This is a genomic window from Bacillus sp. Xin1 (genome assembly GCF_013314535.1).
Taxonomy (GTDB): Bacteria; Bacillota; Bacilli; order Bacillales; family Bacillaceae_G; genus Bacillus_A.
Genome location: NZ_JABUAE010000012.1, coordinates 24,440 through 47,228 on the forward strand (window position 1 = coordinate 24,440; position 22,789 = coordinate 47,228).

Sequence of the window (22,789 nt, forward strand, 5' to 3'; positions counted from 1 at the left end):
TCTCTAGACGCTTTTCTTCTCTTCTTTATCTTGCTTCAATTCAATGTATGCTTCTGTTTTTTTTTCTTCAGCAATCACTGGCTCTTCTCCTTTTACTTCCTCTGATATTGGAGAAATTGCTTGGATTTCAATTGTTTCTGTTTTTTCTTGTGGCTCAGCTTTTTTCTTATTAAAAATTTCTTTCGTTTCTTTTAGTGTTTCAACAACAGCTGGTGTTAATTTCTTAATTTCCGCTACCTTAGCCTTTACTACATTAAAATCTGCAAGTTCGCGCCCTTTATCTGTAACAGTTTGCACTTTTTCTTTAATCTTTGCATTCTCGCCAATTTCAATCATTTTTGATTTTGCTTTTTCTGCTGTATTTTTCACTTTCTCACGATTTTCTTTCTTAAGCATGGAAACAGCTACACCCGCTGCTACACCAATCGCAATGTTTCGAGCTATATTATTCTTCTTTGCCATATTCCTTCACCCTTTCATTTCTTATGTTAGAAAGTATTTCTTTCTAATTTTTCTCATATTCCTTGCTCATTTCGAATGAATGCTAACAATTTTGCACACCCTTCTGTTACAAGGTCATATACTTCTTGAAAGTTCCCTGTAAAATAAGGGTCAGGAACATCCGTCCAGCCACCGTCTGGAACAAAATCGGACAGTCTACCAATATAGCCTCCAGCTTTACCTAAACTTTCTAAATCTGCTATATTCTTGTTGTCCATGGCAATAATATAATCAAACTTTGTTAAGTCTTCTTTTTCTACTTGCCGTGCTTTAATTCCTTCAAAAGAGACTTCATTTTCTTTTAAAATTTTTTGTGTTCCTTTATGTGGCGGATGACCAATATGCCAATCTCCTGTTCCAGCAGAGTCAATTTGAATCTTACCTTCTAACCCTTCTCGTATGACAAGATTTCGAAAAATTGCTTCTGCCATAGGAGAACGGCAAATGTTCCCAAGACAAACAAACAATACTTGAATCATATTTGTTTCTTCCCTTCTTGGTGCTTTCTTATATATATAGTATAAACAACCAATTATTAATTATAAAGGAAATTCCTACTAATTTAATAGGATTGAAAAGATTCATTAACGAAAATGATAAAAAATGTTAAGATATCCTTATGTTATTTCAAAGGGGGACACTTCGGTGGATTTATCCGTAAAATCAAAAGAAAATGTTGAATATATGGTAGAAGCAATTAAAGAAAAGTTACGCATGGTAAACGCTGGAGCAATGCGCGCTGAAAGCTTTAATGAAGAGATGTACGAAGATTTACGTGACATTTATGATCATGTAATGAAACGTGAAACATTTAGTATTAGTGAAATGCAAGCTATTACAGAAGAATTGGGTATGTTAATTAAAAAATAATGAAGAGTCCCTTGAATAAAGGGGCTTTTCTTTATTTTTAACCCTTCTAAACGAAGTGAAGACGGAAAACACGTTAGAACCGTAATATGCATATGAATAGGCTTCATCTCGTTCTCAAACGGAACTATCAAAGGTAAGTGAGGGTAGTTCAATTCTAACAAATTCATGACATCCCCCCGTTTTTCTACATCTATTTTCCAAATACTGTACAATAATAGAAGAACCTCACCATCGAACGCACATCTACTACTCATCACATTACCATTGCTAACTGTGTTTACCGGAGGTGCTTATCTATGAGCAATTGGTACAGTAAAACGAAAGAGCAAACAATATTTTCACTTGAAACAAACGAGCAACATGGTTTAACAGCTGAAATGGTGCAAATTCGATTAAAAAAATATGGTCGAAACGAACTCATCACAAAACAAAAAAGAACTCTATGGCAACGTATTTTTTCCCAAATTAATGATGTCCTCGTCTATGTTCTTTTAATTGCCGCTCTTATTTCAGCCTTTGTAGGTGAATGGGCCGATGCCAGCATTATTTTCCTTGTTGTTGTACTAAATGCTGCAATCGGTGTTATTCAAGAATCAAAAGCAGAACAAGCTTTAGAAGCATTAAAAAAAATGGCTACACCTAAAGCCATCGTAAAACGTGATGGTGAATTAAAAGAAATTCCATCAGAAGATGTTGTTCCAGGGGATATTATTATGCTTGATGCCGGACGCTATATTCCATGTGACTTACGCCTTATCGAAACCGCCAATTTAAAAATTGAAGAGTCTGCTTTAACAGGAGAGTCTGTTCCTGTTGACAAAGATTCTATGTATCATCCTTCTCTTCAAAATGAAGAACAAGCACCACTAGGCGATCAAAAAAATATGGCATTTATGTCAACACTCGTCACTTATGGACGTGGCGTTGGGGTTGCTGTTGAAACAGGTATGAAATCACAAATCGGAAAAATCGCTACTATGTTACATGAAGCTGACGACGATGCAACACCACTTCAAAAAAGCTTAGCTCAAGTCGGAAAATATTTAGGATTTGTAGCTGTAGCAATTTGTATCATTATGTTCTGCATCGGATATTTTCAAGGCCGAGACACGTTAGAAATGTTTATGACTGCCATTAGCTTAGCAGTTGCTGCAATTCCAGAAGGATTACCTGCAATTGTTTCTATCGTTCTCGCAATTGGCGTACAGCGTATGATTAAACAAAACGTTATTATTCGAAAACTGCCAGCTGTTGAAGCACTCGGTTCTGTTACGATTATTTGTTCAGATAAAACGGGTACATTAACACAAAATAAAATGACAGTTACTCATTTTTATAGTGATCATACATACGATAAACTAGAGAATTTAAACGTAAAAAATAGCGCTCAACGCTTATTATTAGAAAATATGATTTTATGTAACGACGCATCTTATACAACTGAATCACAGACTGGCGATCCAACAGAAATTGCCCTTCTTGTTGCCGGTAATGCCTTGGGTTTTCAAAAAGATACGTTAGAAGCACAACATAAGCGTGTAAACGAATTGCCATTTGACTCCGAACGTAAAATGATGTCAACACTGCATGAGTACAATGACAACTATTACAGCATGACAAAAGGCGCAATTGATAAACTCTTACCTCGTTGTACTCATATCTTTATAAATGGGAAAACGGAAGTCTTAACAGAAACAGATAAACAACAAATATTAGAGGCTGCTCAGTCAATGTCACAACAAGCTTTACGAGTGCTTTCATTTGCTTTCAAACAGTATGATACAGAAAATATTCGCATCAATCATGTAGAAGAAACCCTTGTATTCATTGGATTTGTTGGTATGATCGATCCGCCGCGAACAGAAGTTAAAGCATCTATTGCCGAATGTACAAAGGCAGGAATTCGTACCGTTATGATTACAGGAGATCATAAAGATACTGCTTTTGCTATCGCGAAAGAGCTTGGTATTGCTGAAAAGGAATCCGAAGTCATGATTGGAACCGAATTAGATTGTATTTCAGACGAAAAATTAGCAAATGAAATTAATCATCTAAACGTATTTGCACGTGTTTCTCCTGAGAATAAAGTTAAAATTGTTGGGGCACTACGTGCAAAAGGAAATATTGTTTCTATGACCGGGGATGGAGTCAATGATGCACCATCTTTAAAACAAGCAGATATTGGAGTCGCAATGGGGATTACAGGAACAGATGTCGCTAAAGGTGCGGCTGACATGGTTTTAACCGATGATAACTTCTCATCTATTGTCAAAGCTGTTGAAGAAGGAAGAAATATTTATCGCAACATAAAAAAATCAATTCTTTTCTTACTTTCTTGCAACTTTGGAGAAATTATTGCACTCTTTTTAGCTATTTTACTAGGATGGGCTACACCGCTTCGCCCGATTCACATTTTGTGGGTGAATTTAATTACAGATACACTCCCTGCTCTATCTCTCGGTGTTGATCCTGAAGACCCAGATGTGATGAAAGACAAACCACGTGGTGCAAAAGAAAGTTTGTTTAAAGGTAGTGTTTCTTTTCTTATTCTAAACGGGATTGTAATAGGGATTCTTACTTTAATCGCCTTTATTGTTGGAGCAAAATTATATACTGGAGATACAAATATCTTCCCGTTGTTCCCATCTCAAATTAATGACGATGCATTACAACATGCCCAAACGATGGCGTTTGTCGTACTTAGTTTTTCACAGCTCGTTCATTCATTCAACTTACGCTCAAGCACAAAATCAATCTTTTCAATTGGAATATTTACAAATAAATACTTAGTTTTCTCCCTACTGATCGGTGTACTTATGCAAATATGTATTATTTCAATCCCACCGATTGCTAACATATTTGGGGTACACGCCTTAACATTAAAAGACTGGGGATTTGTTATATTACTAAGTATAATTCCGCTTGTTGTAAATGAGATTATAAAGGTGTTTAAAAGAAGTTAAAAGGCAATGAGGGTCTCCTCATTGCCTTTTTATATTAACCTTGCAATTCTTTTTTTATATTCTCTGTAAGTGCCGCCATACGTTTACGACTTTCTTCACGCTCACGTTTGTTTTGCTCTTCGATTTGCTGTGTTTCTTGCATACCTCTTGAAATAATATTCCATGTTTCTTCAAGTGTTTCCATTTTAATACTAGAAGAACCAGAAAGTCTTGCTACCTCTACACTTTGCGTTGCAATATTTTGTGCATTTTTCTTAAGTAGCTCATTCGTGCGACGATCAAGTTCTGCCATAGAATCCGCAACAAGCTTTTGACGCTTCGCATTCACAGCTTGAATAATTCCATTTTTAAAAATAGGGATTGTTGTAATAAATGCTGTATTAATTTTGCCAATTAATTTGTTATTACCACGCTGAATCATGCGAATTTGTGGTGCTGTTAATAGTGCAACCATACGAGCCTTCTCTAAATCATCAATGCGCTGCTCTAAAATTTCAACAGAGTTTCTCAGAGATTCTAATTCAATCCCTGCCAACTGATCATTATTACGAACGCGCTCTTCATACATTGGAACTAGTTCTGTGTTTAGACGATCTAGTAACATTTCTCCTGCTACTACGTATTTCTCTAAGTCTAAATAATATTTTAAGTTCTGTTCATATAATCCATCTAGCGTACCAATCGATTTTTTCATTTCATCTTGATATTTCGTAATTTCCACATATACTTTGTCAATCTCACGGCCCATCGTTTGATACTTACTAAAGATTTGTTCAATCATTTTATCTGCTTTTTTAAACATACGGGAGAAAAATCCACTTTTCTCTTCCGCAAAATCCTTACTATCAAACCTGTCCATGATTTTGCCAAGTTGTTTTAATAAATTACCGGAATCTTCCATCTTTGATAAAGACATTGTATGTAAAATCTGATCTGCAAAACGAGAAATTTCCATAGAAGGCTCTTTTCCAAGCTCAATTAATTCCAGTTGATCTTTAATATCAACAGCATTATAAATACGTTGCACTTCAGCATCTTGTCTCAGCTGCATGCGAAGATCTTGTGCTGTTTGCTCATTTAATTCAGTCTTTGGATCTAATACGATAGGATTATTATTCATATGTTATTTCTCCCCTTCTTTATAAAAATGGACGGAATAGCCCTTTTATTGTTTGAGATAAATTTTTATAGGCCGATGGACCATGAAATTCAAGATCAAAATTCACTTCTTCCAGCCAATGCGAATCAAATGCTCCTGCTTCAATATATGGTTCAATATCATTTCTTCCTGTCGGATTAAAGTGCAGTACATCAATTCCAATTTGATTTAGGAACAACAACAAAACAGCATCAGAACGAGTTAGTTCTCCACTCTTCTCATTATTAAATATAACAATTTTTGGTACTTCTTGCGAATAATCAAATTTCTCAAGTAACTCTAAAATACGAGGCGGAATTTGGGAAAGCTGCGCAAAAACATACAGTGCTACCTCTTGTTTCGTTTCTTTTCCAACAGATTTACAAAGTTCACTTTCACACGTATGAATAATTGCCTCTGCAATTCCATGTTGTAGTCCTTCAGGTAAACGCTTATGCGGCCACCAATGACTGTTCATAATTTGATCAGGATGTAGTTTCCCCGCACGATCTAATGCATCTCGATAATGAAATTGAAAGTTTGCTTTTTGTTCTTTTGTAAATGGAAATGTATTAATTAATAAGCTGTTATCAAATGATGTGACCGCCTTTAATCGTTGGAAGTATTCTTTATCGTTTTTTGAAACACCTGATATTTTCGCAAATAAAGACGGAATATAGATATGCTGATTTTCCACAAAGAATGTTGGGCGTACAAATGCTTTCTCTTTCGAGATTAAAAATAGTTCATCATATGTTGTTTTCAGTGTACGTGCCACAGGTGTATAGGTACGGAATTGCCACGGTTTGTATAATAAAGAATTATCATGATGGAGTACTTGTTCTATTTCTTTCGATGCTTGGTAAGCTACCGTTGCGACACGTTCCCTACGCCGATCTGGAAATGGTTCTAATGAAATACGACTTGGATGGGAAATAACAAAAGTTTTTTCGTTATCATCGACAGTTTCAAAGCCATCCTTTCCTTCTGGATGATAATATAAAACATCACAACCAAGCATAATAAGGAAATATAAGAAATAGATACGACTCTCTTTCGCATCTCCATACCAAATGATGCGAGGCATTTGTTTCTTATAATTAATTGTCGAAAACCATTTTGCTACGTAATTTTCGCTTAATTTAATAATATCAATTAAGAAACGTCGAAAACCTTCTGTTTTTAATGATTGATTATGTTGTTTCTCATATAATTTCAATATAGAGATAAATGTTGTATGTATGTAGTGTTGTAAATCTGGATTATCAACTTTAGGCAACAATTGTTTTCCTGATAAATGTGCAACAAGACGATTTACTGTAAGACCATTCGGCGCTTCCTGATGAAGCGTGAATACTTCTTGAATATGCCGGAGCTTCTCAGAATCGATCACTTTATTTAAATTCTGTTCGTGCAGTACAGTAATACCTTTTGCTTCGCTATAATCAAATAGTTCATTAAAATATTCATCTACATCGTTTGAGACGCCAAGAATGCGACAAGCTATATAACTAAAATTCAGCCCATTCTCTGTTAATTCATACTGCGGACGCTTTTCTAAAATCGTTTCAAATTGTTTTAAATCAGCCTCTTCTTTTAATGCATGTGGATGAAGTGTAAAACGCGAAAACACGACAGTTCACCTCCGAAAAACATTTACTTTTTAAGAAATAATATCTTATCTCTTTATTATAAACCATTTTAGGTTATAAAAAATGGGCGCTCGTATAACGAGCTAACCCATTTCAATTATTTATCTTCTTGCTTAGTAGCTGCAATCTCTTCTTGAACTTGTCCTTTTCGCATATAGTGCAGAATAAATGTTGCGCCAAATGCGATAACAAGAATCATAAAGAATAACCAGTGTGGCACTTCAATATGCCAGACAGATAATAACATCTTCCCAGCAATGATTAAAATTAAAATATATGCCGTTGATTCAAGCTCAGGAATACGTTCTAGTAATTTTAAAAATACGCCGGCAATACCACGCATCATTAGAATACCAAGCATTCCACCTAATAGTAGAATCCAAACTTCATTGGAAACACCAAACGCTGCAAGAACGCTGTCTACTGAAAAAGCAATATCCATTAATTCAACCATAACAACTGTTCCCCAGAAAACGCCAAATATCCTAAAGAGAATGCTGTTTTGGTTCATACCATGAGCTTCTTCTTCATTTTCACCTTTTTTCTTATCAATGAAGTACTTCGCTGATAACCAAGCAAGGTAAAGTGCACCCAGTACTTTAACCCACCATAGTTTAATTAAGAACATCCCGATTCCAATTGCAATAAAACGGAATACATAAGCACCAATAAGTCCATAGAATAATGCTTTTTTACGTTTTTCCTCTGGTAAATGTTTTACCATTACCGCTAACACAAGTGCGTTATCGGCAGATAATAAACCTTCGAGTACAACAAGTGTACCGATTAGCCCCCATGATACTGGATCTTGTAACACTTTAATCCACATGTCCAAATCAAAAAATTGGGCATACGTATCAAGAATGCCTTGTAAAATGCTCATCTTACTATTATCCCCTATTCTCTGCTAGATTTATAGAAAGGCGAAAAAAGGAAACGACACTCGTTTCCTTCCTACGCATCCAAGCCATACGCTCTTACAAGCGCACCTAATCCACCTTGGAATCCACTTCCTACTGCATTAAACTTCCACTGTCCATTATGACGGTATAATTCACAAAAGACAACTGCTGTCTCAATGGAGAAATCTTCCCCTAAATCAAAACGAAGGACTTCTTCATTTGTCTCTTCATTTGCTAGACGAGCAAATGCATTTGCAACTTGTCCAAAGTTTTGATTGCGTCCTTCTGCATCATAAATCGTAACGGTAATTGCAATTCTATGTACATCTGCTGGAACTTTCGTTAAATCTACAACAAGTTGCTCATCATCACCGTCGCCAGCACCAGTACGGTTATCACCTGTATGTAAAACTGATTCACAAGGAGATTGTAAGTTGTTATAGAAAATAAAATCTGTTTCTTTCGTACATTTTCCATTTGCATCTAATAAGAAAGCAGATGCATCTAAATCATAATCAGATCCGCCGTCATATGATTTAATATCCCATCCAAGACCGATAACTGCCTTGGTAAGACCTGGGCTTGTTTTACCTAAATCAATTTTCTGTCCTTTTTGTAATTGAATAACCATTTATATTCACCTCTTGTACTATGATTCTAAAAATATATACATGAGTGAAGTACATATTCACTCATGTATATTTTTCTCATTACTCTACATCTAAACCAAAGTTGTTACATAAAGCACCTAATCCACCTTGGAATCCACTTCCAATTGCATTAAACTTCCATTCACCAGCATGACGGTATAATTCACCGACTACTACTGCTGTTTCAATAGAGAAGTCCTCACCAAGATCATAACGAATTAGCTCTGCACCTTTTTCTTCATCTACAATACGTACGAAAGAATTAGATACTTGTCCGAAGTTTTGGCTACGGCTTTCCCCATCATAAATTGTAATTGTGAAACAAATACGTTCAATATGCGCAGGAACACTCTTTAAATCTACTTTAATTGTTTCATCATCACCTTCACCTGCGCCAGTACGATTATCTCCTAAATGCTCTACAGAACCATTTGCTCCCTTTGGGTTGTTATAAAAAACAAAGTCTTCTGGACCTGATACTTTGCCGTTTGCACCTACCAGAAAAATACTAACATCTAAATCAAAATCATTTTGTCCATCATAACGATTCGTATCCCAACCAAGACCTACAAGAACGTTAGAAAGACCTGGATTTGTTTTTGTTAAATCTACCTTCTGTCCTTTTTTTAACGAAATCGATGCCATATATTATTCCTCCTTAAATTGTATTATTGATAACGTGATACAATCTCACTTAAATTTTTATCTTGTGTACCTTCTCCAACTGCAGAAAACTTCCATTCACTGCCATGACGATATATTTCACCTGCAACTAACGTTGTTTTTCCGCCGTAATTTTCCGATAAATTATAACGCGCTAATTCTTCACGTGTTTGCGGATTTTGAATCCGAATATACGCGTTCTGAATCATTCCAAAATCTTGACGACGATTCACACAATCATAAATATTTACAACAAATACTAAACGATTAATACGGCTCGGAACTTTATGTAATTCTACGAAAATCGTTTCGTCATCGCCAGCACCTTCACCTGTTAAATTATCACCTGAATGAATAATGCTTCCACAAGCAGATAGCTTATTACCAAAGTAAACAAGATCATTTTTATTTAAAAAACGATCATTTTCTAGCATAATCACAGATGCATCACAATCGATGTTTGGTTTGCTTCCAAATAACGAAGATAGAAATCCTCCTGATTGTCCCATCGGATCCCATCCTAAGCCAACCTGCAATTTTGCTACTCTTGGTTGTCCCTTCGTTAAGTCAATCTTCTGTCCTTTTTCTAAAATAATAGGCATGAAGTTTCTTCCTTTCTACAAGGTACTTTCCAAATGGGAAAATATTGTATTCTTCTCTTATATTGTAGCATTATTTGTCGATTGAAAAAAAGAATAAATTTTCAATTATATGAAAACATTCACGTCATTTATTCATGGGGATGTAAGAAGTGGTAAATCGATCCAATCATACCCGCATGATTACGATTTTTCGCTAGTTTGATTTCACAATTTTGATAGATTCCTTGTTCCAAATATTTCTGCACCTCTTTTTTCACTTCTTCTAACAATACATTCCCACGCTGCGTAATACCACCGCCAATAATAATCGCTTGTGGATTAAAGATATACGCAAGATTACTAATTCCAATCGCTAAATGTTTAAAGAATACTTGAACTGCTTGAATAACTTCTTTATCTTTCTGGTCGTATAACTCAAAGATTGTTTTTCCATTCCAGTTACTATCACCTTTATATTGCTTTACAAGACGAATTAATCCTGAAATAGATGCAATCTCTTCAAACCGTTCACCTTCTACTCGCATGTTTCCCCATTCACCTGCACTAAATGAATGCCCTCGGTATAATTCTTCATTAATAATGATAGCCCCACCAATTCCTGTTCCAAGAGTAAGCATAATAAAGTTCTTTTTCTGCTTTCCTACTCCCTTCCACCTTTCTCCTAGCGCTGCACAATTCACATCATTTTCAATCGAGACAGGCACTTTTAGCACAGATTGTAACTTATCAACAATAGGGATACCAGTATAGCTCGGAATATGATCCACGCCGCCAGTTATCATTCCTTTCTGAATATCAACAATTCCTGCTGTACTAATGCCAATTCCAGAAATATTATGCTTACTCACTAAATTTTGAGATAAACTGATAAGCTTTTGAACAATTTGTTCGCCACCTAAATGTGCCTCTGTAGAAACAATTTGATGTACTAGTACTGTTCCAAATTCTGAAACAATCCCATACTTAATCTGTGTACCCCCAATATCAAACGCAATATATTTTTTCATCTTGCCACTTCTCCCTACCATTATGATTTCTATTTTTCTGTACTAAAATAATAGGAGCTTACAAGATATACCGATCCAACTTTTACAGAAAATATCACCCTACTAATAATTTTAACATATCCTCTTTGAATCATTTTCTATATTAAAGTGAAAAACCGATCGATTCAAAACTTACCATTTTTTCTATATATAGGTTTTTTTCATGAAATCTCTTCTGCTATGAAATATTACAAAAGGATGTATTTTAGATGGAGTATTATTTGATATTTAGGAGGACACCAATGATAAAAATCACCACTTTAGCATTAGCACTATCTTTATCCTTTTTTAGCGGTCTAAGTAGCGGACATGCAACGAAATATGAATTTCATAACCTTGGCGTAAACGCAGTGGCTCAAGATGGCGATGATTCACAAGGAGGCTGTAACGGTTCTCAAGGCGGCAATGGCTCCAAAGGTGGTAACGGCTCTCAAGGTGGCAATGGTGGTAAAGTAAAAGGACAAGGTGATACATTACCTAATACTGCAACACATTATCCTGCAGCAATCTTAATGGGAATTACTACATTCCTATTTGGAATCACACTATTTGTTCGTAGAAAAAAAGTAAAATAATTAAAACAAAATAACTCCATCTATGAAATACATAATACAAATAGCTCAACTAAAATATAAATGGACTTTCACCTAAAATATTATAAATTCAGGATGAAGGTCCATTTTAAAACTTACACATTATCCTTTTCAAAATATCAGGAGTATTTATGAAAAGAAAATTTAGATCGCAACTACAAATGACCAAAATATTATTGTTAGAGAAGGCGAGATTTCCCTAACTTGTTATCTATTTTACTTCGTAGAGAATACGCCATATTTAAGCTAATCTTATTTTTTAAAAACGGAATTTTCCGGAAATCAAAAAATCAATACGCCTTGCCCCAGTACACCATATGTTCAGCTTTTTCACCACAACATACGCACGCTTCTGCTAATGATTCCTGCTCAAATGGCATACACCGTGAAGAAACTCCTACTTCTTCTTTTAGTTTTTCTTCACAAGCCAGCTCACCACACCACATCGCTTTGATGAATCCTTGCTTCTCATCAGCTGCTTGCTTCATTTCTTCAAAGTTTGTAACACTATATGTGTGTTCATTGCGAAATGTTTTTGCTTTATTAAATAGAGAATCGTGAATCTCATCAAGTAACGATGTAATACGCTCTTCTAATTTATCCATTGACACAAATTCTTTTTCCTTCGTATCGCGTCTAACGAGTACCACTTGATTCTTCTCTATATCTTTTGGACCAACTTCTAAACGAATTGGAACGCCCTTCATTTCATACTCATTAAATTTCCAACCTGGTGTTTTATTACTAACATCCATTTTCACTCGTGCAACTTTTTGAATACTTCCTTGTAGCTCGATTGCTTTTTCTAGCACACCTTCTTTATGCTGAGCAATTGGTACAATGATAACTTGTACTGGTGCTACTTTTGGCGGCATCACTAGCCCATTATTATCGCTATGAACCATAATAAGTCCACCGATCATCCTAGTTGATACTCCCCAAGATGTTTGATGTACATATTGCCATTTTCCATTACGATCTAAAAATTTAATATCAAACGCTTCAGAGAAATTCGTACCAAAGTTATGAGATGTTCCTGTTTGAAGTGCTTTTCCGTCATGCATCAAGCTTTCAATTGTATATGTTGCTTTCGCTCCTGCAAATTTTTCCTTTTCCGTTTTCTGTCCTTTAATTACTGGAATTGCTAGGTAATCTTCACAGAAAGAGGCATATAAATTCAAAATATTTAACGTTTCTTCTTGAGATTCTTCTGCCGTTTCATGGATTGTATGACCTTCTTGCCATAAAAATTCAGTTGTGCGAAGAAATGGTCTCGTCGTTTTTTCCCAGCGAACAACAGAACACCATTGATTATATAGTTTAGGTAAATCATTATAAGACTGGACAATTTTTGAAAAATGTTCGCAAAATAACGTTTCAGAGGTTGGACGAATACAGAGTCGTTCGGCTAATTTTTCATCTCCACCATGCATAACCCATGCTACCTCAGGTGCAAACCCTTCTACATGATCCTTCTCTTTTTGCAGTAAGCTCTCTGGAATAAACATTGGCATATATACATTTTCATGACCAGATGCTTTTAACTTTTCATCCATCACTTTTTGTATATTTTCCCATAATGCGTACCCATATGGACGTAAAATCATACAACCTTTTACACTTGAATAATCAACGAGTTCAGCTTTCTTCACAATATCGGTATACCACTGAGCGAAGTCTTCTTCCATTTTTGTAATAGCCTGTACTTGTTCTTTTGCCATATTCTTTTCCTCCTTTAGAAAATAAAAAAAGCCCGCGTCCCCTAAATAGGGACCGAGCTTTTGCCGGCGTTACCACCCTGATTCATGCACAAATAAATTGTACATGCTCTCTTTTTGATAACGGGAACTTCCCGCTGCACATGCAGAACGCAAAGGTAGGTTCCATATCGCCTTTTTAAGAATCTTCCAGCCAAACGGATTCTCTCTCTACAAAAAAGGTGAGATATGTACTAATCCTTTTTCATCGTTATAACAAGATAAATTTGTTGAATATCATAATATAAATTTTATTTTAAAACAATAACTAATTTTCTTGTTTTTATATATTTTTTTCGTTTTTTTTCAATTTTTTACTGAATTTACACATAACTTTTCCGAAAGAGTTTTACAAATTGATGAGTAATCATGCCAATGATTGTTCCCACTAAAACAAAGAAACATGCAATGCCATACCCCATTCCATCCCACCCACCAATAACGAAGATAGTAAACGGAAAGAAAGCTAAACAAAGAAGAATTAAAATAAGTGCAAATATAATATCAAACGACCTCTTTGGAAATTGCTTCTTTAATAAAAATGAAATAGCAAATACAACGAGAATTGTTACGGCTCCAATCATAACAAAAACTTCAAATCCATCCATCCCATTTCCTCCTTCCATTCATTTCCTTATAATTTATTATATGTTTTAAAATTCAAAAAATAAATACTAAACTTTCTTCAAAAATAAGTTTTTATCACTAGGTATTAATAGTAATATATAGTAATAAGTTATATAACAGGAGGTATATGATAATGGACCATCCATTAACAAATCGTGTAATTGTTTTATCTTTTGACTGTTTATCAGCTTTAGATTTTCCTATATTACAAGAACTTCCTCATTTTCGCTCTTTAATCGAACGAGGTGCAATTGCCAAAAAAGTAGAAGCCATTTATCCTTCTGTAACATATCCAAGTCACGCGACTATTGTAACTGGTAACTATCCTAACAAACATGGCGTTGTAAGCAATACATTACTTCAGCCTGGAAGAGAATCACCAGACTGGCATTGGTACCGCCATTCCATTAAAGGAACAACATTATATGATGAAGCAAGAAAAGCCAATTTAACAACCGCTGCCCTTCTATGGCCTGTTACAGGAAGAGCAAAAATAGATTATAACTTACCTGAAATCTTCCCAAACAGACCGTGGCAAAATCAAGTCCTTGTTTCGCTATTTAGCGGAAGCCCTTTATATCAACTAGATTTAAATCGTCGTTTTGGCCATATTAGAAACGGATTATCACAACCTGAGCTTGATGATTTTGTCCTCGCCTCTACTGTACATACCATACAAACGAAAAAACCTAACGTCATGCTTGTTCACTTTACAGATTTAGATACACAAAGGCATTATCACGGATTTTCTTCTCCAGAAACAATAGCCGCTATTCAAAGACACGATGAAAGACTCGGGAAGATTATCAAAGCATTAAAAGAAGCTGGTATGTACGAAGAAAGTACAATTATTGCTCTCGGCGATCATAGTGCTCTAAGTGAAAATAAAGCGATTCAATTAAACGTTCTATTCCATCAAAAAGGACTCATTTCATTAAATCAAAATGGAAAACTAACATCTTGGAAAGCTTATTGTCAAAGCTGTGATGGTTCTGCTTACGTATATGTAAAAGATAAAAATGATATCCAAACGATACAAACTGTCCAACACCTTCTTGAAGAACTGCTTCAAGATAAACAAAATGGAATCGAATCTATCCTTCATGATGAAAATGCAAAAGAGCAGGGTGCTGATGGAAACTGTCTTTTTATGCTTGAAGCAAGGGAAGGCTATTACTTCACCCAAAACCATACAGGAGACTTTATAAAAAAAATCACAGAAAAAGATGTAACTCCTAGTAAAAAATACACGTTTGGTACACATGGCTATTCTCCAACAAAACCAAACTATGAGACTATCTTTATGGCTGCTGGCAAAGGCATTCGTCAAGGTGCAATTATTCCATATATGCGCCTCATTGATGAAGGACCTACCATCGCGCGGTTACTCGGATTACATCTTGGTGAAACCGACGGAACTGTAATAGAGGATTTACTTCAATTGTAAAGAAGTTTGTATATATGTAAAAGTTACGTAAAACTTACCTCTGTTTCTCTTTCTCCTATTTTTATTTTTGTACACTAATGTTAGAACGATTTAAGGAGGAACATGATATGAAAAAAATGTCCAGACAAGAAAAAAGCTGGATATTGTATGACTGGGCAAACTCAGTATACTCCCTCGTCATTACAACTGCACTATTTCCAATTTATTTCAAAGCTGCTGCAAAAGAAGCAGGTCTATCTGGAGCAACTTCCACAGCTTTTTGGGGATACGCGAATTCTTTCTCTACACTTTTGATTTCTATCCTTGCTCCTATTCTTGGAACAATTGCTGATTATAAAGGATTTAAAAAGCGCTTTTTCACATTCTTTTTTGGACTCGGTATTATCTTTACAAGTATGCTAGCCATCGTTCCAACATCACAATGGTATTTACTACTAGGTTACTATATGCTCGCTTTAGTTGGATTTGCCGGAGCAAACATTTTCTATGATGCATTTTTAGTAGATGTCACAACAGAAGATAGAATGGATCGTATTTCAACACGCGGATTTGCATTAGGTTATATTGGCAGTACGATTCCTTTTATCGGCTGCATTACTCTTATTATCCTTGCACAGAAAGGAACAATTCCATTATCAGTTGGCATCGCTAGTCAAATTTCCTTTGCCATTACAGCTCTTTGGTGGGGATTATTTACAATTCCGATGCTCAAAAATGTAGAGCAAACACATTATATTGAACGTCATCCAAAACCGATTACAATGAGCTTTAAGCGTTTAGCTCATACTTTTAAACATATCCGTCAATACCGTACTGTCTTTTTGTTCCTACTTGCTTATTTCTTCTACATTGACGGTGTCGATACAATTATTACAATGTCTACAGCTTATGGAACAGACCTTGGTATTAGTGCGACAAACCTACTTATTATTTTATTTGTAACACAAATTGTTGCTTGTCCATTCGCTTTGCTATATGGGAAACTATCTGAAACGTTCAAAGGTAAGAAAATGCTATATGTCGGTATTATTATTTATATCATTATTTGTGCATACGCGTATTTCTTAAAAACAACACTCGATTTTTGGATTTTAGCTATGCTTGTTGCAACTTCTCAAGGCGGAATTCAGGCACTCAGCCGCTCATATTTTGCTAAATTAGTACCGAAAGAATCCGCAAATGAATTCTTCGGATTCTATAATATTTTTGGTAAGTTCGCAGCTATTATGGGACCTGTATTAGTCGGTGTGACTACTCAATTAACAGGACAAACAAATGCTGGTGTACTCAGTATTATCGTTTTATTTATAATAGGTGGATTCATACTAACACGAGTACCGGAAAATGCACCTTCTGTTACACCACCTACTCCAAAATCGGAAACACTATAATAAAAAATGTCCCTTTCTGCATACAGAAAGGGACATTTTTTATTATTCTATCGATACCTTTTCATAACCACATATACCCATTTAATCCCCGACATCTAAGTCGTGTTTATGAAAACAAAAGAAGTTCTCCACTCATTTTCTCCTTCTGTTTTCACATGGCACGGGGCTAAAAAAGGCACTAACCGCTTCTATCCATGAGCGGATACTCTCTCCCATCTAAAAGGAATGGTTTTATATCGACCTTTCAATACGTATTTATATAAAAACCCTACTGCTTATACAAAAATAATTGATCAACCGTTGTCCCTAACACTTCAGCTAAACGAAATGCCAGCGCTAAACTTGGATCATACTTATTATTTTCAATTGCATTTATTGTCTGTCTTGATACTTTACATTTATCAGCCAATGCACCTTGTGAAATATTATTTTCAGTGCGTAATTCGTAAATTTGATTTTTCACATTTTTTCTCCTAACCTGTAAAATCGTTTTTACAACATCAGTATATATTTGGCCGATATCGTTGTCAAAAAATTCCCATATAGAAAAGGAGCGTAAATCGCTCCTTTTCTAGTAAAATTACACAATAAAATTTCTACACCAAAGAATCCGTAACACCCTTTTGACTCGCATCCTCTTTTTTATTTCTAGCTTCTACATTTATTTTCATACGTAAAATTGGTAAAATCGCGAGTAGAATAAGTGACATTGCTATACAAAATACAATAATAAGTGAGGTCAGTTCTTTTAATCCCCCAGCTAGTGAATTTCCAATTAGCATGGTTCCCATAAAAAGCGGTAAAATTGTACCATTTACACGTCCTATCATATTCTCTGGTACAAGCTGGATCATAAGCGTTCCAACAACAATGTTCACACAAGCTAAACAAATTCCCGTGCCAAATCGCATCAAACTAGTAATCCAAAATGATGTAGACAGTCCTTCCACAAGAAATGACATAGCCAATACAATCATACCAAACACAAACATTTTTTTCGGATTTACTTTTGAGGCAAAAACTGCCGCAACGACGCCTCCAATTAACATACCTATTCCATCAGCCGCTGCTAAATATTGGACTGCCTCCTTTTCCATTCCTAAACGTTCAATAACAAGAAATATTTCTAATGGATTTGTTAATCCTACCGCTAACCCCATAATTGCGAAAGTAATGGTAATCATACATAAATTTTTTGTTTGAAGGACATACCTCCATCCCTCTTTTATATCATTCCATAATGAAATACTCTCCGTTTTCTCTTTTTCTATCCATCTTGGTAAAAATGAAAGAGTAATAGCCGATAACACAAACAATCCAATTAAGCTATATAGTGAAATAAACAGCCCAAGCTGTGTATAAACAATCGATCCTACAACTGGCCCAAAAATCATAAATAACGACTGTAGTGTTTGATTTACTGCAATTGCGTTTGCAACATGTTTTTCTTCTACATAGCGTTTAAATATCCGTGAAGATGAAGGCTGAGAAAATTGTCCAACAATCGCTGAAACAAGCGTAGCAAAAAATATAGCCTGCCAATAATCAATCTTTAACAAGAAAACAATCCCTATAATAGATAACATACTTAGCATATCTCCTGCTACCATCGTTCTCTTCGGATTCCAGCGATCTGCTAGCGCACCACCAATGAATGAAAAAATAAAAATAGGCGCGTATTCCATAACAGATAATAATGAAACTGAAACGGGATCATTATTTGTTCGCTCCATAACGAAATACAAAAGTGCCATATTTCGAATCCAAATTGCAAACTGCTGTAAAATATCAGATGTCATAACAAGCATAAATGCTCGATTTTTGAATAAATCTTTCATATTATTCCTCCCTTTTTAAACCGACCGTCCAGTCTAATTTAATATAAAAGAAAAGGTGCTGATTTAAGATTCAGCTGCCATTCCTTGTAGCAGTACATCAATTGCCTTCTTGTAAATGCGTTTCATTTCTGTAGAGTCTAGTTCATAGTAAAGTACCCCAAGCCCAGATAATAAACCATTTACAATGTACATAAGATCCCTAGTATCTCCTTGACGGAATTCTCCAGATTGTATACCTTCTTCAATCAATTTTTCAAAAACACCGTATGATGCTCTTGCTAAAGCCAGCATTTCATCCAAAACTTCTTTACTCACGACTTGACTTGTAGAAAACTCTTCTACTGCACTAAAAATAGGCTGTTGTATATCTTCCACATGGTACTCTGCAAGCCCGTATAATTTTTCAGTGCTCGTATGAAACTGCTTTTCTTTTTCATTCCACTTTTCAAGCCAATCATACGTATGTTGTTTTACTACAAATAAAAATAATTCTTCTTTGCTTTTAAAATGATAATAAATGCTACCTTTACTACGCTTTGTAATTTCACAAATATCTTCCATAGATGTTGCAGCATATCCTTTTTGTGAAAATAATTCTTCCGCTTGGTACGCTATTTCTTTTTTTATCTCTTCTGCACTTTTTCTCATGTTCACACCTCATACAAACCGACTGTTCAGTCTAATATTAACAAATATAAAACCTCTTTTACAAGAGGAAATATTCCTTATTTAGGAAAAAAATTCTCAAACCATATTCGAAGTGTATGGATAGCTCCAATCTTAAATCCAAGTTTGACTATAAATACTCCACCTGCAACGAATAAAAATAATGCTACCTTCCCTTTATTTTTGATCTTTGGTTTCTTCTCCATGTTTATTCCCCTTATAACATCATATATTCCTTATTTATCAATCGATTAAACTTATAAAGTGAAACTTTAATCAGTGAGGGTTTTCTTCATTCCCCACTGATTATTAGTTGAACCAATCGGGCTTTTACGGGCAGTTGATCCCCTACCTAACTTCTTTGCTTTCACTGAATTTTGAGGTGGGATAAACTCTTAAACAAACGTTTGTTTAGCTGGTTTTATGCGGCTTCAAGCTAACTAATCAAACGTTTGTTTAAAAAGAAATACGCCCATAAAGAGCATATTTCTCATTAATCTCCACCGCCGCCACAGCTACCACCATCACCGCCCGAAGAACCACTATCTCCCCAAAAAGAACTTCCGCAGTCATTTGAGTTATCAGACCCCGCAAAGAAAAATGGTGTAGAGGTAGTAGTTGTCGTACTATCACCATTACCTGTTTTATAAAGATTTACTTTTCTTTTATTCCCTCTAATTGATTTGACAATCACCCCAATGAAAACTAAAAATAATAATGCCGCTATCACAAAACCCATATAAGTCCCTCCTTTATTCTTCTAATAATTGTAATACTCGTTCTATCTTCTCTAAGGAAATAAATCGTGACTCGCGCAGTATCTCTTTCCCTTCATGAAATAATAAAACGGTTGGCCCTGTAAATACTAAATACTCCGCTGAAATTTTTTTCATATCCCGTAATGAAGTTACAATTTTTTCCACAACTTGATATTGTTCTAATAAGTGGTTTACTTTCTCTAACATCACATCACAAACACCACAATTTTCCGTTTTGATGAATAAAAGCACTACATCTTTTGCTTCAATATATGCTACTAATTCTTCTATCGTTTGAAAATTTCTCATGCCATCCCTCTTAACGCAATTTACGAAACATTTGGTCTTGGTACATACGAAATGCCAAATTTCCTTTTATTTTTCGCTTCTCCATTAACTGTTGAAACCGAAGAGTTTTTGCTGTTAACTCCTCTTTTAATTTTGCTCGTTCTGTTTCATCGTAACAACAAGCGATTAAATCCTCTATTTTCAACATATCCTTTTGTAATTCCATCTCTGCCGGAATCATTCCAGCATTCTTCAAAATTTTGTAGCTCATTCTAAGGTCTGGAGGTACCATTGAAAGGTCTTCTAATTGCAGTGGTTTCCCTTTACCTGGAAGATCATCAAGGTCACCATTATTGATTGCTTGACGAATCCTTTCTTCAGCAATGCTTAAGAAAACATCCATGCTGCTCCCTCCCTTACATATTTTTACTATTATTTTACATTAAAAATTCTAATTATACCATAATATGGTGTACAAAAAATCAGGTTCCATATTTATTTATACCTATATAAACCCATTTTGATTTTTCGACATATAAGTCACTGTTCCGAAGAAGAACAAGTGACTTTCACTCATTTTCTCTTTTCGTTTTAACCTGGCATGGTGCAGGAACAGAATATAACCGCCGCTATGCATAATCGCCTCCTCTCTTCCACCTAAAAAGAAAGGATTTATGACGTTTTTTATTTTGGTTTATATACTCCAAAAATAAAAAAATGCGGTAACTCTTATAATAGAGCCACCGCATTTCGTCAATCTTTCTTCAATTTTCTAGCAATCCCATTTCCTAGAGACTGTAAGCCTTGAACAAGAATAATTAAGATACATACCGTTGCATACATCACTTCCGGTTCATACCGTAAATGGCCAAATCGATATGCTAAATCCCCAAGTCCACCTGCTCCTACAAGTCCAGCCATTGCTGTTGCACCTATTAAACCAATCGTCGCAATTGTAAGTCCTAATACAAGAGATGGACGCGCTTCTTTCACCATAACGTGCCAAATAATCTTTACTGTAGAAACTCCCATCGCTTGATATGCCTCAATCACACCACGATCCACTTCTAGTAAAGCCGTTTCCATTAACCGCGCAATATAAGGAGCTGTAAAAACAACAAGCGGTACAATTACACCTTTCACACCAATTGAAGTCCCCATAAGTAGCTTCGTAAACGGTAAAATGAAGAATAGTAGAATAATAAATGGAATAGAACGAATCACATTAATAATCGTATTCAAAATAGGATATACGATTTTATTCTCAAGTTGACCACCAGGTCTTGTTAAAACAAGTGTGACGCCAAGTGGCAATGCAATAATGACTGATATAAGTAGTGAAATGGATGTCATTTGAAAAGTTTGAATTGTCGCTTCCCATATCATCTTACTCCATTCATCCCAAAAGGACTTGCTTCCCATACTCTTCTTCTCCCCTTTCTACGATAATTCCTTGTTCCCTTAAAAACGTTAAAGCCCGTTTTACCTCGTGCTTTTCACCTTGCATATGAACAACGAGTTTACCATATGATTCTGATTTCAGTTGTGTAATATTCCCCGATAAAATATTGGGGTATACTTGAAATCGCTTTGTAGCAACAGCAAGTGCCGGTTCTCCTGAAGAGTTTCCGACAAAGGACAACGTTACAATTTCACCAGTATTTTTTAGTTCTTTCTGTATTTCTTCCGGAATCTTAACCGCTAAAGCACTATTCACAAATTTTTTCGTTGTTTTATGTTGTGGGTTTGTAAAAATCTCTTTCACTGTTCCACTTTCTACGATAGCGCCCTGTTCCATCACAGCAACTCGATCACATATGCGCTGAATGACGTTCATTTCATGTGTAATAAGTAAAATCGTAATCCCAATTTTCTCATTAATTTCTAGTAGCAGATCTAAAATCGACTCCGTTGTTTCAGGATCTAATGCGCTTGTCGCTTCATCACTTAGCAACACTTCTGGTTCATAAGATAACGCACGTGCAATTGCAACACGCTGTTTTTGTCCACCAGAAAGCTCGCTTGGATACGCATCTTTTCTATCAAACAGATCAACAATGCGTAAATACTTTTCTACTCTCTTTTCAATTTCCGTTTTTGAAATCCCAGCTAATCGTAAAGGTAATGCAATATTTTCATAAACGTTGACTGTTTTTAATAAGTTAAATCCTTGAAAAATCATCCCGATTTTTTGTCTCGCCTTTGCTAACTCTTTTGTAGATAAGGTTGTTAAATCCTTTTCATTTACAATTACGTTACCTGTTGTTGGTTTTTCTAATAAGTTTACACAACGAATTAATGTACTTTTACCTGCACCGCTATATCCAATGATTCCAAACACTTCTCCTTTTTCTATTTTAAGAGAAGTTGGTTTCAGAGCTTCTATCTTACCTTTTTTTGTTGTAAATACTTTAGAAACATTCTTCAATTCAATCAT

The 22,789-nt window shown here is 35.3% G+C and carries 24 protein-coding genes, 1 pseudogene and 1 other annotated feature; of the genes and pseudogenes, 5 read left to right on the top strand and 20 right to left on the bottom strand.

The features are described 5' to 3' along the window. Nucleotides 1-3: 3 nt before the first annotated feature. Both HRG09_RS13105 and HRG09_RS13110 read right to left on the bottom strand, forming a co-directional pair. Nucleotides 4-462: a DUF4075 domain-containing protein gene (locus HRG09_RS13105; protein ID WP_174101213.1), complete on the bottom strand. Its 459-nt coding sequence runs from the start codon at nucleotides 460-462 to the stop codon at nucleotides 4-6. Between the two features lie 53 nt (nucleotides 463-515). After that, nucleotides 516-980: a low molecular weight protein-tyrosine-phosphatase gene (locus tag HRG09_RS13110; protein ID WP_174101214.1), complete on the bottom strand. Its 465-nt coding sequence runs from the start codon at nucleotides 978-980 to the stop codon at nucleotides 516-518. A 166-nt stretch (nucleotides 981-1,146) separates the two neighbouring features. Here HRG09_RS13110 and HRG09_RS13115 point away from each other — a divergent pair, with 166 nt between their 5' ends. Together HRG09_RS13115 and HRG09_RS13120 are read left to right on the top strand one after the other, a co-directional pair. Further along, complete coding sequence (locus HRG09_RS13115; protein WP_174101215.1) at nucleotides 1,147-1,371, top strand: DUF1128 domain-containing protein; 225 nt, start codon at nucleotides 1,147-1,149, stop codon at nucleotides 1,369-1,371. A 296-nt stretch (nucleotides 1,372-1,667) separates the two neighbouring features. Further along, on the top strand, nucleotides 1,668-4,334 hold the full coding sequence (locus HRG09_RS13120) for a cation-translocating P-type ATPase (protein ID WP_174101216.1): 2,667 nt from the start codon (nucleotides 1,668-1,670) through the stop codon (nucleotides 4,332-4,334). A 34-nt stretch (nucleotides 4,335-4,368) separates the two neighbouring features. Here HRG09_RS13120 and HRG09_RS13125 read toward each other — a convergent pair whose 3' ends face one another. The 7 genes from HRG09_RS13125 to HRG09_RS13155 all read right to left on the bottom strand — a co-directional run bounded on the left by HRG09_RS13125 (nucleotide 4,369) and on the right by HRG09_RS13155 (nucleotide 10,948). After that, complete coding sequence (locus tag HRG09_RS13125; protein WP_174101217.1) at nucleotides 4,369-5,454, bottom strand: toxic anion resistance protein; 1,086 nt, start codon at nucleotides 5,452-5,454, stop codon at nucleotides 4,369-4,371. Nucleotides 5,455-5,473: 19 nt separating this feature from the next. After that, entirely contained in the window at nucleotides 5,474-7,105 is a 1,632-nt protein-coding gene (locus HRG09_RS13130; RefSeq protein WP_174101218.1) for a YceG family protein, read from the bottom strand. 116 nt (nucleotides 7,106-7,221) lie between these two features. Beyond that, nucleotides 7,222-8,007, bottom strand: a complete 786-nt coding sequence (locus tag HRG09_RS13135) for a TerC family protein (RefSeq protein ID WP_174101219.1) — start codon at nucleotides 8,005-8,007, stop codon at nucleotides 7,222-7,224. 71 nt (nucleotides 8,008-8,078) lie between these two features. Further along, entirely contained in the window at nucleotides 8,079-8,657 is a 579-nt protein-coding gene (locus HRG09_RS13140; protein WP_174101220.1) for a TerD family protein, read from the bottom strand. A 79-nt stretch (nucleotides 8,658-8,736) separates the two neighbouring features. Further along, nucleotides 8,737-9,321, bottom strand: coding sequence for a TerD family protein (locus HRG09_RS13145; protein ID WP_174101221.1), 585 nt, complete (start codon nucleotides 9,319-9,321; stop codon nucleotides 8,737-8,739). A 23-nt stretch (nucleotides 9,322-9,344) separates the two neighbouring features. After that, nucleotides 9,345-9,941, bottom strand: coding sequence for a TerD family protein (locus tag HRG09_RS13150; protein ID WP_174101222.1), 597 nt, complete (start codon nucleotides 9,939-9,941; stop codon nucleotides 9,345-9,347). A 128-nt stretch (nucleotides 9,942-10,069) separates the two neighbouring features. Beyond that, complete coding sequence (locus HRG09_RS13155) at nucleotides 10,070-10,948, bottom strand: ROK family protein (protein ID WP_174101223.1); 879 nt, start codon at nucleotides 10,946-10,948, stop codon at nucleotides 10,070-10,072. Nucleotides 10,949-11,349: 401 nt separating this feature from the next. Between HRG09_RS13155 and HRG09_RS28920 the strand changes: the two are divergent. Next, nucleotides 11,350-11,562, top strand: a pseudogene (locus tag HRG09_RS28920) (LPXTG cell wall anchor domain-containing protein); the annotation flags it as partial. Nucleotides 11,563-11,870: 308 nt separating this feature from the next. On the opposite strand, the gene proS reads toward HRG09_RS28920, so the two are convergent. Together proS and HRG09_RS13170 are read right to left on the bottom strand one after the other, a co-directional pair. Then, nucleotides 11,871-13,301: a proline--tRNA ligase gene (proS, locus tag HRG09_RS13165; protein WP_174101225.1), complete on the bottom strand. Its 1,431-nt coding sequence runs from the start codon at nucleotides 13,299-13,301 to the stop codon at nucleotides 11,871-11,873. 44 nt (nucleotides 13,302-13,345) lie between these two features. Beyond that, nucleotides 13,346-13,555 (bottom strand) — a binding site (T-box leader). A 105-nt stretch (nucleotides 13,556-13,660) separates the two neighbouring features. Beyond that, nucleotides 13,661-13,945 (bottom strand): YesK-like family protein, encoded by a 285-nt coding sequence (locus HRG09_RS13170; RefSeq protein WP_262386308.1) that lies wholly within the window; start codon nucleotides 13,943-13,945, stop codon nucleotides 13,661-13,663. A 152-nt stretch (nucleotides 13,946-14,097) separates the two neighbouring features. Here HRG09_RS13170 and HRG09_RS13175 point away from each other — a divergent pair, with 152 nt between their 5' ends. Then, nucleotides 14,098-15,411, top strand: coding sequence for an alkaline phosphatase family protein (locus HRG09_RS13175; RefSeq protein ID WP_174101227.1), 1,314 nt, complete (start codon nucleotides 14,098-14,100; stop codon nucleotides 15,409-15,411). A 107-nt stretch (nucleotides 15,412-15,518) separates the two neighbouring features. Next, entirely contained in the window at nucleotides 15,519-16,802 is a 1,284-nt protein-coding gene (locus HRG09_RS13180) for an MFS transporter (RefSeq protein WP_174101228.1), read from the top strand. 268 nt (nucleotides 16,803-17,070) lie between these two features. On the opposite strand, the gene HRG09_RS28925 is transcribed toward HRG09_RS13180, so the two are convergent. The 9 genes from HRG09_RS28925 to HRG09_RS13225 all read right to left on the bottom strand — a co-directional run bounded on the left by HRG09_RS28925 (nucleotide 17,071) and on the right by HRG09_RS13225 (nucleotide 22,789). Then, a complete protein-coding gene (locus tag HRG09_RS28925; RefSeq protein ID WP_098360104.1) occupies nucleotides 17,071-17,322 on the bottom strand; it encodes a helix-turn-helix transcriptional regulator in 252 nt (83 codons plus the stop codon). 76 nt (nucleotides 17,323-17,398) lie between these two features. Further along, entirely contained in the window at nucleotides 17,399-18,640 is a 1,242-nt protein-coding gene (locus HRG09_RS13190; RefSeq protein ID WP_174101229.1) for an MFS transporter, read from the bottom strand. Nucleotides 18,641-18,703: 63 nt separating this feature from the next. Then, nucleotides 18,704-19,288 (bottom strand): TetR/AcrR family transcriptional regulator, encoded by a 585-nt coding sequence (locus tag HRG09_RS13195; protein WP_174101230.1) that lies wholly within the window; start codon nucleotides 19,286-19,288, stop codon nucleotides 18,704-18,706. A 77-nt stretch (nucleotides 19,289-19,365) separates the two neighbouring features. Further along, nucleotides 19,366-19,512, bottom strand: coding sequence for a histidine kinase (locus HRG09_RS13200; RefSeq protein ID WP_174101231.1), 147 nt, complete (start codon nucleotides 19,510-19,512; stop codon nucleotides 19,366-19,368). Nucleotides 19,513-19,799: 287 nt separating this feature from the next. Beyond that, on the bottom strand, nucleotides 19,800-20,045 hold the full coding sequence (locus HRG09_RS13205; protein ID WP_174101232.1) for a hypothetical protein: 246 nt from the start codon (nucleotides 20,043-20,045) through the stop codon (nucleotides 19,800-19,802). Between the two features lie 13 nt (nucleotides 20,046-20,058). Next, on the bottom strand, nucleotides 20,059-20,373 hold the full coding sequence (locus tag HRG09_RS13210) for a thioredoxin family protein (RefSeq protein WP_174101233.1): 315 nt from the start codon (nucleotides 20,371-20,373) through the stop codon (nucleotides 20,059-20,061). Nucleotides 20,374-20,383: 10 nt separating this feature from the next. Beyond that, nucleotides 20,384-20,755, bottom strand: coding sequence for a DnaJ family domain-containing protein (locus HRG09_RS13215; RefSeq protein WP_174101234.1), 372 nt, complete (start codon nucleotides 20,753-20,755; stop codon nucleotides 20,384-20,386). A gap of 350 nt (nucleotides 20,756-21,105) precedes the next feature. Next, a complete protein-coding gene (locus HRG09_RS13220) occupies nucleotides 21,106-21,774 on the bottom strand; it encodes a methionine ABC transporter permease (protein ID WP_174101235.1) in 669 nt (222 codons plus the stop codon). Further along, nucleotides 21,749-22,789 carry a methionine ABC transporter ATP-binding protein gene (locus HRG09_RS13225; RefSeq protein ID WP_174101236.1) on the bottom strand — a complete coding sequence of 347 codons (1,041 nt, stop codon included), beginning with the start codon at nucleotides 22,787-22,789 and terminating at the stop codon, nucleotides 21,749-21,751. Before HRG09_RS13225 ends, HRG09_RS13220 begins: the two co-directional genes overlap by 26 nt.